Source organism: Clostridium sp. UBA871 (assembly GCF_002295255.1).
Taxonomy (GTDB): domain Bacteria; phylum Bacillota; class Clostridia; order Clostridiales; family Clostridiaceae; genus Clostridium_J; species Clostridium_J sulfidigenes.
On the sequence record NZ_DBFV01000011.1, the window covers coordinates 91709 to 104618 of the forward strand.

Consider the following 12910-nt stretch of genomic DNA (forward strand, 5'->3'; position numbering starts at 1 on the left):
GCACTCTTATTTTTTTCGTTAAATTAGATTTTAAGAAGGTTAAAGGTTTATGCAAAGAATTCTGTTTATGAATATAAACTTTATATTAAGGTAAAACTAGGTTTGCAGGAAATTGTTAAGGTTCCAGATAGCTGATAAATTAAAATATAAATTTGAAGGATGATAATTTATGATGAGACTTTTAATTGAAAGATTTGATATATACCTAGTAATACTAATATTAGTATCTGGGTATATGATGGTAGGTAGCGATGTAAGGTATTTTTCAAGAGAGGATAAGCAAAAAGCTAAAAAACAAAGTTTAGTAATTGGGATAGCTATGATGTTAGTTGTGGTTGGAATGTTTATTCTGAGAGGAATCGTTATCTAAAATAATAGATACAGAAGAAATTAGATTTTTAATTTTGTGGCACTGAAGGGAAGGAGATATCTATATGAAGGATCAAATTCGTGAACATATTTCTAATAGCACAAGAGAGAATATGGATTATCTTAAGAAATTATTTAAAGATACATCCGACATGGTATTTAGGGAATTTAAGTTTGGAGACATTCTTTGTGGAGTCATATATATAGATGGTATGGCAGATAAGGAATTATTAAATGATTTTTTACTTGAACCTATGATGAAGATGAGTGGAAATGTAACTGATTCTAAGGAGATAAAAGATCGAATTATAGCTATATCTGATATGAGAGAAGTTAATAAGTTAAGTGATGGAATTACTGCAATATTATCAGGTGAAAGTTTAGTTTTAATAGATAACCTACAAGGAGCATTAGTGGTAGCTAATAGAGCTTGGCCTAATCGTGGAGTTGGTGAACCCTCAGGAGAAACTGTAATACGTGGATCTAGAGAAGGTTTTACAGAAACTATTAGGTTTAATACAGCACTTCTTAGAAGAAGAATTAGGGATGTAGGCCTTAAAATTGAGGGAAGACAATGTGGTGTTAGATCTAAAACCGATATGGTTATAGTATACATAGATGACATAGTAAATACTGATGTATTAGAAGAATTGAAGAGAAGATTAGATAGAATTGATATTGATGCAATTTTAGATAGTGGTTATGTTGAGCAATTTATTGAAGATAATGATAGAACTCCATTTCCTCAAGTGCAAAGTACTGAAAGACCAGATGTGGTAGCTGCTGCTTTATATGAAGGAAGAATAGGAATAATTGTAGATGGCTCACCTTTTGCATTAATTGTTCCAGCGGTGTTAGTGGATTTCTTTCAATCACCAGATGATTACTATACAAGTTGGATAAGTGGAAGTATGGTAAGGTTCATCAGAATTGTAGGAATACTGGTATCTTTAGTTTTACCCGCTTTGTATGTAGCTGTAACCACATTTCACACAGACTTAATTCCTACAAAACTAGCATATACTATAGCTTCATCTAGAGAGGGAGTACCCTTTGCTGCCTATGTAGAGGTATTACTCATGGAAGCTAGTTTAGCCTTTTTAGTTGAAGCTATTATAAAATTACCGAAACCAGTTGGTTCTACTATTGGTATAGTTGGAGGACTTATAATAGGTCAATCAGCTGTAGAGGCAGGACTCGTTAGTCCTATAATGGTTATAGTTTTAGGACTTACAGCAATAACAACATTTTTAATACCTAACTATACAGTAACTTCGGCCTTTACTTATTTTAGAATAATGATTATTATTCTAGCAGCAGTTTTTGGTTTGTATGGAATAATGCTAGGTATTATATTCTTAATAATTCATTTAACGAGAATAAAAAGTTTTGGAATACCTTACCTTGCTCCAGCAGTAGATTTAATTTGGAGTGATTTAAAGGATCTATATGTAAGAATGCCGCTTAAAGTCTTTAAGGATAGGCCACATTTCTTAAAGCCACGAGATGAAGTGAGACAGAAAACTAAAAGACAAGGTGGTACTAAATAAGGTGTTACCATAGCTGGGAGGTTGAAATATGAAAAATAAAGGATTTATTGAAGAATTTGCACTCTTTGCTAGCCTATCAGTATCCATGATAGGGGTAGGTGTTTTTTATGCTCCCGCTATTGTAGCTAAATATGTAGGAGCGGATAGTTGGATATCTGCAATAATAGCAGGAATTGCAATTTGTTTAATTCTTTTTTGTATATATGAAATAGTTAAAATAAATAAATATAAGGATATTACACCTATATTAAAAGATACCTATGGAGGGGTTTTAGGAACAATAATATCTTTAATATATTCATTGGTGATAATAATTGTTTTAGCATTTTCTCTTAGGGTATTTTCTGAGGTTATAACCATGTATCTTTTAGTTAACACACCTACTGAAGTAATAATAATAACATTTATATTTATAGGAATGTATTTAAGTCGTGGAGGCCTTGTTAATGTGGTACATTTTAATGAAATAGCCTTCTGGGTTATGTTTTTACCTTTAGCAATAATTTTATTGTTAACTTTACCTGAAGCAAATTTTAAAAATCTTTTACCAATAGGTGCTTCGCCTATTCAAAACTACTTTATATCTAGTTTTGAAATGCTATTTCTATTTAATGGCTTTTCTATTGCTTTTATTTTGATACCCTATGTAAGAGAAAAAGGAAAGATTGGTCCTATTTTGAGAAGAAGTAGTCTTTTTGTAGGTCTGTTCTATGTGATAATATTTATCTTAGTGTCTGCTACTTTATCATCAGTACAAACTGCTGAAAGTATATTCCCAACCATAACAATGCTACAATCTATAAGTTCAAGAAGTGGATTTTTGGAAAAATGGGATGGTTTAGTTATGTCCTTGTGGGTAATATTCTATTTTACATCCTTTGCTAATATATATTACTTTGCTTCTTCCATATTAAAAGAGAGTCTTAATTTAGATGATATTAGAACGTCATCTATGATATATGTTCCTATAGTATATTTAGCAGCTATGATACCTAAAAGTATTATAGAAGTAAGAAATTTTAAGTTTGGCTATTTAAGAATTGGTTTTATTACAACAATTATAGTTGTGATAGGAATAACTCTATTATTAAGCTATATAAAGAAAAGGAGGATGCAAAGTGAAGAATAAGATAATAAAACTTATTCCTATAATGATGATATCTTTACTTCTTACTGGATGTTGGGATAGTGTAGAGATTGATAGAAAAGCCTTTGTATCTACCATAGCAATAGATGTAGGTGAAGATATTAAAGCTAGGAGTGAAATAATAAATTCTAAGGAGAATACATCAGAAGAGAGTATTGAAAAAAATAATACATTAAGAGTTACTTATGGATTTCCAGACATTAGAAATATGGATTCTAAAAAGGGTACTGCTTCAGAACTTTCTATAACGGTAGAAGGGTATTCAATGACGGATACATACTTTAAAGCTCTTGCAAAGAGTAGTAGAACTCTTCACTTTGGACATAGTAAACTATTACTTTTAAGTGAAGACTTATTTAAGTATCCTGAAGTTTTACAAGAAGTAATGGATTATATTGAAAGAGAACCAAGTTTAAATAGAACAATTATGATGACTATAGTTAAAGGAAAGGCCAAGGATTATGTAGAAGTTAAGCCTGTAACTGAAGAAAATATTGATAATTATATTACTAGTCTTATGGGTAACAGTAGTAAAAATGGGACAGTAGCACCTGTAAATTTAACAAAATATATAGACATGGTTAAATCTTACAATTCCAGTGCGTTACCAGTCTTTTCCCTTGAAAATGAAAAAGATATACAGCTTACAGGTATGGCTGTTATAAAAGATTTTACCATAAAGGATTATTTAGATAATAATCAGATGACAGATATTCAAATACTTAGAGGAGATATTGGTTCTTGTAGAAAGGCTATAAATAAAGAAGGGCATAATATAGACTACTATATAAAAAATGTAGATAGAGATTTACATATAGATTATAAAGATAATAAATTAAAGCTTAAGTACACCATTGATACAGAAGGTACTTTAAAGGGGTATTATTCTAAAGCTGAATCTTTAGATAGTGAGGTTATAAAGGAGATTGAACAACAATTTAATGAGTCTATGAAAAAGGATTTCCAAGAGCTTATAGATTTTACTAGAAATAATTTAAAGGTAGATGTATTAGATATTGGAAGTGATATAAGAAGGTTTCATAAAGGAATTTGGAATGAAGTAAAAGATAACTGGCCACAGGCTCTTGAAAATGCAGAAATATCTATTGAAGTAAACAATGATATAAGAAATATAGGGTTATCAAATTAAATATTAAAAGTATGATGTTCTAAAATATTAATAAAAATATTATTAAAAGTGAATATAACTTGTCCATGTGGTAACAATTAAGATATGATTTTAAGTTTTAGGAGGAAGAAACAATGAAAAAAATTATATCTATAGTTGTTACCATATTTTTTATAGTTATACTTTTAGTTAAGGTACAGGGAGTTGAAGCAGCTAATTTTATTTCTGAAAATAAGATGTCTAATAATGTTTCAATAGATGATATATCAGGAAAGTTAATTAGGTTTCACGTTATTGCTAATAGTGATAGTGAGAAAGATCAAAATTTAAAGCTTAAAGTTAGAGATAAAGTTTTAGAATATGTACAACCACTTTTAAAAGACAGTAAGAATATAGAAGAATCAAGAGAGATTTTAAATAGGGAAAACGAAAAAGTTCTTGAGATAGCTAGAGAAGTTATAAAAGAAAATGGTTATGACTATTCTGTAGAATCTACCCTAGATAAAGAGAACTTTCCTGTTAAAACCTATGGTAATATTACTTTGCCTCAAGGAGAATATGAAGCATATAGAATAATAATTGGAACTGGTGAAGGCCAAAATTGGTGGTGTGTTATGTTTCCTCCTATATGTTTTGTAGATATAACAAAAGGTGAAGTTGCCTATGAAGAGACTGAAGAGGAAATGAAAAAAGTTTTAGATGATGAAGAATTCAATATGGTGGATAACACTAATTCAGAAAATGTTAGTAGTGAAAAAATAGAAGAGATTAAAGAAGTAAGTGATGCTTTAGCGGATAATACGGAAGATGATAATATAGTAATAAAATTTAAAATAGAAGATATATTGAAAAATCTGTTTAAATAATATTGAATATGGTAGTGAACATATATAAAATATAAGGAGTATAATTTATTTATGTTCACTATTTAATTTTACAGTGAATAGATTGTACCAAGGATAAAATTATTGTTAGGAGTGATAAATATGAAGAAGGTAGCGATACTATTTGGAGGACAATCAACAGAACATGAGGTGTCTAGGGTATCGGCAACATCTGTTCTAAATCATATAGATAAAGAAAAATATAGTATATTTCCAGTAGGTATAACCAAAGAGGGAAAATGGTTTCTTTATAAAGGTGATATAGAGAATATAGGAAATGGAAAATGGGAAGAAGACTATAAAAATCAAGTTGAAGATGGAATTAAATTATTACTAAATAAAGAGGTAGACGTAGTTTTTCCTGTACTTCATGGTATGTATGGTGAGGATGGTACTATTCAAGGGCTATGTAAACTTATGAAATTACCATGTGTAGGTCCTTCAGTTATGAGTTCAGCTGTATGTATGGATAAGGTTTATACGAAATATCTTTTAGAACATGAAGGTATAAAACAAGCAGACTATGTAGTGGTAAATGCCTTTGATTATGGAAATGATAGTGAGAAATTTATAAATAAAATTGAACATAAGCTAGGATATCCTTGTTTTGTAAAACCAGCTAACAGTGGTTCTTCGGTAGGAATAACCAAAGCTCATGATAGAGAAAGTCTTGAAAATGGATTAATAGAAGCTTTAAAACATGATAGAAAGATTCTTGTGGAGGAAGGATTAAATGCTAGGGAAATAGAAGTTTCTGTACTTGGAAATGATGACCCTAAAGCTTCAGTTCCAGGAGAGATAATTCCAGCTAAGGAATTTTATGATTATGAAGCTAAGTATTCTAATGCAGAATCTAAACTTTTAATTCCAGCTAATTTAAATGATGAAGAGATGGCTACTATAAGAAGTTTATCCCTTAAAATTTATAAGAAATTAGATTGTGCAGGCATGGCTAGAGTGGACTTTTTAGTAGATAAGGAAAGTGGAGAAATATATTTAAATGAAGTAAACACTATACCAGGCTTCACAAGTATAAGCATGTACCCTAAAATGTGGGAAGCTACAGGGTTATCCTATAGTAATCTTATAGATAGATTAATTGAATTGGCAGTTGAAAGAGGTTAGTAAGTAAAATTTACTAACCATTACTTTCAAGTTGCTAGTAATAAAAGAAAATAGTAATATTATTATATGTGTTATTTTTAATATTTCTATAAGTTAATGTGATATAAAGAGATTAATATACTATAGATTAGAGTAAAAGATACAAGATAAAGAAACTAAGAGAGTTAGGTGAAGAAAAAAATGACAAGAGCATTAGCTATGGTTTCAGGCGGTTTAGATAGTATTCTTGCAGCAAAGTTAATTAAAGATCAAGGAATTGAGGTTATTGGAATATGCTTTAAATCTTATTTTTTTAACGAAGAAAATGCAAGAAGAATGGTAAAACAGATAGATATTCCTTTAGAAGTAGTAGATTTTAAGGAAGAACATTTTAAGATGGTTAAAAATCCTAAAAACGGATATGGGAAAAATATGAATCCTTGTATTGATTGTCATGCTATGATGATGAAGTACTGTGGACAACTCTTAGAAAAATTAGATGCAGATTTTATTATAACTGGAGAGGTTTTAAATCAAAGACCTATGTCTCAAAATAGAAGTGCATTAGATAAAGTTAAGAATGAAAGTGGAATAGGAAGCAAAATTCTTCGTCCTCTTTGTGCTAAAAATCTTAAACCTACAGAGATGGAAGAGAATGGCCTTGTAGATAGGGAAAGACTTTTAAATATTCAAGGTAGAGGAAGAAAGATTCAAATGGAGCTTGCTGATAAGTGGGGTATAAAGGAATATCCATCACCAGCAGGAGGATGCAAATTAACAGAGCCAAATTATTCTGTTAGGTTAAAAGAACTTTTATCTCATAACCAAAATCCAGAGGAAAGAGAGCTTGAATTACTTAGAATAGGTCGTCATTTTAGAGTTACACCTAAGGCTAAGGTTATATCTACAAGAACTCAAGAAGAAGGAGAAATGATAAAAAGTCTTCTTAAGGAAGGTGATACAATACTATTAGTTCAGGACTTTAATGGTTCTATGATAGTAATTATAGGTGAAGCTACAGAAGAAGTAATATCTATTGCAGCTAAGATTGCTATAAGATATAGTAAAGGTAAAGATGAACCAAAGGTCACTGTTAGATATTCAGAGTTTGGAAGTAAGGATCACAGGATTGTAGAAGAGACTTGTGCAACTGATGAGGAAATAAATTCTTATCTTATATAGAAAAGTTTTTAGAAGAGTAAATAAAATAGCCTTAGAGTTTAAATATATTTTAAATAAGATTCTTAGGAAGAATAGAGGTAAATATTATGGATAAGGATGCTATAATTAGAGTAAGTAGTATACAGAATAATGATGAGGATGAATGCATTGAAATTGTTAGTCCAGGATCATTTTTCAAAGAAGATGATGAGTATGTTGCTACGTATGAAGAAACAGAACTTTCGGGGTTAGGGGATACGTTAACTACTTTTAGAATAGGTGAAAATTATTTTAATCTTATAAGAGAAGGGGATGTAAATACTAATATGGAGTTTAAAAATGGGAGTAGTTCGTCTATTCTTTATAATACTCCTCATGGTGGATTATCTATTAAAATTAAAACTAATGATGTAAACATAGATATTAATGAAGCTGGTGGAAAAGTAAAAGTTGACTATGATGTAATAATAGCCAAAGACCAAATTATTAATACTAAGCTTGTAGCTACCATAAATGTTAAATAGTACAAAAATGTTTTACTTAGAAGCTATGCATAATTATATAATGCATAGCTTCTATTATTAAAGGAGTTGTGAATTTTGTATAGCTTTGAAGATATAATTGGGAATAGTAAAGAAATAAGAAATGTTAAAGAATTAGCTATGAAGGTATGTAATTCAAAATCTCCAATTTTCGTTTATGGTGATACTGGCACAGGCAAAGAATTGATAGTACAAGCTATACATAATAGTTCAATAAGAAGAAAAAAGCCCTTTATAGCACAGAACTGTGCTGCAATTCCAGACAATTTATTAGAGAGTATTTTTTTTGGAGTAGGAAAAGGTGGTTTTACTGGAGCTATAGAGTCAGAAGGGTTATTTGATATAGCCAATGGTGGTACTTTGTATTTAGATGAGTTAAATTCTATGGATATAATGTTTCAAGGAAAGTTCTTAAGGGTTCTTCAAGAAGGAGAATTTAGAAGAATCGGTGAGACTAACACTAGAAAAACAGATATAAGAATAATAGCATCAGTAAATGAGAATCCTGATTTTTTAGTTAAGAGCAATAAATTAAGAAAAGATTTATACTATAGACTTAATGTTATAAGAATTAATATGCCTGAATTAAATTCTAGAAAAGAAGACATACCTATACTTGTATCAATGTTTATAGAAAAGCATAATAAAAGATTAGGTACTAATGTTAATGGAATAGATAGTTATGCATTAGAAATTTTAATGAAAAAAGACTATGATGGAAATGTGAGAGAATTAGAACATATAATCGAAGGTGCTTTAAATTATAAAAGGCATGGAATTATTGAAATATCTGATTTGCAATTAGGAAATATTATTGAAAGTTTGTCCCTTAAAGATAAACTTGTGAATATGGAAATTAAATATATAAAGGAAGCTTTAATTATTCATAGTAATAATGTAAGTAAAGCAAGTAAATTTCTTAATATACCAAGGCAAACACTTCAATATAAAATAACTAAGTATAATATAATGGATTTGATAGATAAGGATAAGTAGTTTTAAATTATTATAGATTATTTAAATAGCTTAGTTCTGTATATGTATAGAAATATTTGGTTAAAATAATAAACAGAGTTCTTAGATTTTTCAATTTAAAGTAAAATATTTATTGATATAACAATAAATATTTTAGTTGGTAATAGATTTTTTGAAAATATAGTGTATACTTATATAGTAAAATCTATACTACAGCAAGTTTAGTTATATATAATTATATGAATAGATTAAACAAATAAAATAAACAATACAAAATTTTAATACATTTTAAAAGAAAGCTTCAAACTTCTATCATTTATAAATAATATCGAATTATATTAATCATATAAATATTATTTTCCAAAGTTACATTTAAATGAAATATACAATTAGGAGGTGATCCTTTGAATAGTGAAAATTTACATAGCATGAGTGTTATAGAATTAAAGAGTATTGCAAAGGAATTAGGAATAAAAAATATTACTAAGTTTAAAAAGAATGAATTAATTGAAGAAATTGAAAGAGTATCTTTAAAATCTGTTGAGATTAAAAATGAAGAAGATTCCCATAAGGATGATGAAAAAATACAACCTGCTCAAATAAAAAAAGAAGGTATAATTCTTAAGGAGAAACTTACTAAGAAAGATGTAGAAGAAGATAATAGTAAAGATGAAGTTATTAGTAAAGGTTTGGACATTGAAGAATCAAAGGAAACTGTAGTGGAAGAAAAGGTTGATAGTATAGAAGAAAAGCGTGAAAGATTAAAGAGTTTAATAAGTGAATCAGAAACATCAAAAGGAATATTCGAATTAAGTGACAATGCTAATTTTGGATTACTTAGAATGAATAACTATTTAAGTGGAAATAACGATATATATGTTTCAATATCCCAAGTTAGAAGATTTAATCTTAAGAATGGTGATGAAGTAGAAGGTAAAGTAAGAAGCTCTAAAGAAGGAGAAAAGTATCAAGCTCTTCTACAAGTAACAAAAATAAATGGTGAAAATCCAGAGAGAGCTGTTGGGAGAACATCTTTTGAGAGACTAACTCCTATATATCCTACAGAGAGATTGAAATTAGAAACTGAAGATTCTAAAGATTTATCAACTAGATTAATGGACATATTATCACCTATAGGGAAAGGTCAAAGAGGTGTAATAGTTGCTCCACCTAAAGCGGGAAAGACTTCTATCTTAAAGAAAATTGCTCATAGTATAGCAGTTAATCATCCAGAAGTTAAAGTTATAGTACTTCTTATCGACGAAAGACCAGAAGAGGTTACAGACATGCAAAGATCTATTAAGGGAGATGTAATTTACTCAACCTTTGATGAAGAGCCAGAACATCATGCGAAGGTAGCTTATATGGTACTTGAAAGAGCAAAAAGGATGGTAGAACAAGGACAAGATGTAATAATTCTTTTAGATAGTTTAACAAGATTAGCTAGAGCTTACAACTTAACAATAACTAGAACGGGTAGAACTCTATCAGGTGGATTAGATACAGGAGCTTTACTTATGCCTAAAAAGTTTTTTGGTGCAGCTAGAAATGTTGAGGAAGGCGGAAGTTTAACTATTCTTGCTACAGCTTTGGTTGAGACTGGAAGTAGGATGGATGATATGATTTTTGAAGAGTTTAAGGGTACTGGTAACATGGAAGTACACCTTGATAGACAGCTACAAGAACGTAGAATCTTCCCAGCTATAGATATTTATAAGTCAGGAACTCGTAGAGAGGATTTGCTTCTTACAAAATCACAGCTTGAAGTTAGTTATAACATAAGAAAGATTATGTATAAGACAGGGAACCCTCAAGCTGTTACTGAAAAACTTATAGGAATTTTATCAAAAACTAACAATAATGAAGAATTTTTTGAAATTGTATCTAAAAACCAAGACATATTAAAATAGATTATATGAAAAGCCATAGGTAGAGTTTATACCTATGGCTTTTGGACATAAAAAAATAGGAGAAGTATTCTTCTCCTACATAAAAATATATATGATTATTCGCTTTTAAGGTTGAATTTTTTCATAAACTTGTCAACTCTTCCACCAACGTCTACATTCTTTTGCTTACCAGTAAAGAATGGATGACATTTTGAACAAATATCAACTTTTAATTCTGATTTAACAGAACCTGTTACAAAAGTATTACCACAAGCACACTTAACAACAGCTTCGTCGTTATAGTTTGGATGTATTCCTTCTTGCATTTCATTTCACCTCTTTCGATATAACATACATACCCGTATTATCAACTATTAGATTATAACATAGAGATAAAATAAGGTCAATATGATTATTAATTGTATTATATAGTATTAGTGTATATAAAAATATTTATTTTTGAAAATGTACTTATAATATTAATTTGATTAATGGAGTTTTTTCTACTAAAATAATATTATGTGATTAATTGATGGACTTTGGAGGAATATTACTATGAGTAAACTATATTTTAGATATGGAGCAATGAATTGTGGAAAGTCTACAAATCTTCTTCAAGTAGCTTATAATTATGAAGAAAGAGGAATGAAAGTAATAATAATTAAACCCAAGACTGATACAAAGGGAGGAAATAAAATTGTATCTAGGCTTGGAGTTACAAAAGAAGTAGATTTAAGTTTTTCTAAAGGAGAGAATATTTTTACTACTGTAGAAGATTATATAAAGAAAAATGGACAAATTCACTGCATACTAGCAGATGAAGTTCAGTTTTTTACAAAAGCTCAAGTTGATGAAATGTTTATGATAGCTGTTAAATTAAATATTCCAGTAATATGCTATGGTTTAAGAACAGATTTTCAGATGGAGGGCTTTGAAGGTAGTGAAAGACTTTTACTAGTAGCTCATAGTTTAGAGGAGCTAAAAACAATTTGTAAATGTGGTAAGAAAGCTATATTAAATGGAAGAAAGATTAATGGTAAATTTGTTTTTGAAGGTAATCAAGTTGCCATTGATAATGAAGATAATGTAGAGTACGAGTCTCTTTGTGCAGAATGTTATATTAAGTATGAAGAGGAAGCAGCAAATAGCAGATAACAACTAAAATAATAGGATGCTTATATTAAGATAATATTATGAAGTTAGAAATAAGAAATAAGAAATAGAAGGCAGGTGTTAAAATGGAAAAGAAGACAACGGTCGGGGGACAGGCAGTTATAGAGGGTGTAATGATGAGGGGATCTAAGGGGCTTGCAACTGCTGTAAGGCTTCCTAATGGTAGTATTGAAGTTAAAAAAGAATCAAGTGAAAGCTTGACTAAGAAAAATAAATTTTTTGGATTTCCTATAATTAGAGGATTTATATCTCTTATAGAATCATTAATTATAGGTATAAAAAGCTTAGAGTATTCAGCTTCCTTCTTTGAGGATGATGAGGAAGAGTCAGAATCCAAATTTGATAAATGGTTTGATAAAGTTTTTAAGGAGAAAGGAAATAGTGTACTAATGGGTATATCATTAGTTCTTTCCCTAGCTTTTTCTATACTACTCTTTTTTATTTTACCAACGGCATTAACTAGTTTGGTAAAAAAAACAATAACATCTAATGTGGTAGTTTTAAATATTATAGAAGGAATAATAAGAGTTATAATATTTATAAGCTATATATTTATTGTTGGAAAACTAGAAGACATAAAAAGAGTATATCAATATCATGGAGCTGAGCATAAAACTATATTTTGCTATGAAAGTGGTATAAATTTAACACCAGAAAATGCTAAGAAGTTTGGAAGACTCCATCCAAGGTGTGGAACTAATTTTTTATTCTTAGTTATGGTTATTAGTATAATTATATTTTCCTTCACGGGATGGCAATCTATAGGTCAGAGAGTGATTTCTAGAGTATTATTACTACCAGTGGTATCTGGAGTAACTTATGAGGTTATAAAATGGCTAGGAAAGAGTGATAGTAAAATATCAAAAATTATTGCATGGCCAGGGTTACTTTTGCAAAAGATAACAACACAAGAACCTGATGAATCTATGCTTGAAGTTGCAATAACTTCATTAAAAGCTGCAGAGGGGTTAGAATGAATTATAGTGA

General features: G+C 29.4%; 13 protein-coding genes. 12 read left to right on the top strand and 1 reads right to left on the bottom strand.

Annotated elements, in window-relative coordinates:
- Nucleotides 1-169 precede the first annotated feature (169 nt).
- The 10 genes from B3086_RS13535 to rho all read left to right on the top strand — a co-directional run bounded on the left by B3086_RS13535 (nt 170) and on the right by rho (nt 10771).
- Complete coding sequence (locus B3086_RS13535) at nt 170-370, top strand: CLC_0170 family protein (RefSeq protein ID WP_346846984.1); 201 nt, start codon at nt 170-172, stop codon at nt 368-370.
- 64 nt (nt 371-434) lie between these two features.
- On the top strand, nt 435-1919 hold the full coding sequence (locus tag B3086_RS13540; RefSeq protein ID WP_346893635.1) for a spore germination protein: 1485 nt from the start codon (nt 435-437) through the stop codon (nt 1917-1919).
- Nucleotides 1920-1947: 28 nt separating this feature from the next.
- Entirely contained in the window at nt 1948-3048 is a 1101-nt protein-coding gene (locus tag B3086_RS13545; protein WP_346877566.1) for a GerAB/ArcD/ProY family transporter, read from the top strand.
- Nucleotides 3038-4216: a Ger(x)C family spore germination protein gene (locus tag B3086_RS13550; RefSeq protein WP_346846987.1), complete on the top strand. Its 1179-nt coding sequence runs from the start codon at nt 3038-3040 to the stop codon at nt 4214-4216. The genes B3086_RS13545 and B3086_RS13550 overlap by 11 nt, the downstream gene beginning before the upstream one ends.
- A 113-nt stretch (nt 4217-4329) precedes the next feature.
- A complete protein-coding gene (gene spoIIR / locus B3086_RS13555; RefSeq protein ID WP_346846988.1) occupies nt 4330-5061 on the top strand; it encodes a stage II sporulation protein R in 732 nt (243 codons plus the stop codon).
- Nucleotides 5062-5181: 120 nt separating this feature from the next.
- Entirely contained in the window at nt 5182-6204 is a 1023-nt protein-coding gene (locus B3086_RS13560) for a D-alanine--D-alanine ligase family protein (RefSeq protein WP_346846989.1), read from the top strand.
- Between the two features lie 180 nt (nt 6205-6384).
- The gene (locus B3086_RS13565; RefSeq protein WP_346846990.1) at nt 6385-7365 is read left to right on the top strand and encodes a tRNA 4-thiouridine(8) synthase ThiI; all 981 of its coding nucleotides are present in this window, start codon (nt 6385-6387) and stop codon (nt 7363-7365) included.
- A gap of 86 nt (nt 7366-7451) precedes the next feature.
- The gene (locus B3086_RS13570) at nt 7452-7868 is read left to right on the top strand and encodes a DUF1934 domain-containing protein (RefSeq protein ID WP_346846991.1); all 417 of its coding nucleotides are present in this window, start codon (nt 7452-7454) and stop codon (nt 7866-7868) included.
- Between the two features lie 75 nt (nt 7869-7943).
- A complete protein-coding gene (locus B3086_RS13575) occupies nt 7944-8882 on the top strand; it encodes a sigma-54 interaction domain-containing protein (protein WP_346846992.1) in 939 nt (312 codons plus the stop codon).
- A 383-nt stretch (nt 8883-9265) separates the two neighbouring features.
- Nucleotides 9266-10771, top strand: a complete 1506-nt coding sequence (rho, locus tag B3086_RS13580) for a transcription termination factor Rho (RefSeq protein WP_346846993.1) — start codon at nt 9266-9268, stop codon at nt 10769-10771.
- A gap of 95 nt (nt 10772-10866) precedes the next feature.
- Here rho and rpmE read toward each other — a convergent pair whose 3' ends face one another.
- Complete coding sequence (rpmE, locus tag B3086_RS13585; protein WP_035135372.1) at nt 10867-11076, bottom strand: 50S ribosomal protein L31; 210 nt, start codon at nt 11074-11076, stop codon at nt 10867-10869.
- Nucleotides 11077-11305: 229 nt separating this feature from the next.
- On the opposite strand from rpmE, the gene B3086_RS13590 reads away from it, so the two are divergent.
- Nucleotides 11306-11905 carry a thymidine kinase gene (locus tag B3086_RS13590; protein WP_035135373.1) on the top strand — a complete coding sequence of 200 codons (600 nt, stop codon included), beginning with the start codon at nt 11306-11308 and terminating at the stop codon, nt 11903-11905.
- A gap of 83 nt (nt 11906-11988) precedes the next feature.
- A complete protein-coding gene (locus B3086_RS13595) occupies nt 11989-12900 on the top strand; it encodes a DUF1385 domain-containing protein (protein WP_346877567.1) in 912 nt (303 codons plus the stop codon).
- Nucleotides 12901-12910 lie beyond the last annotated feature (10 nt).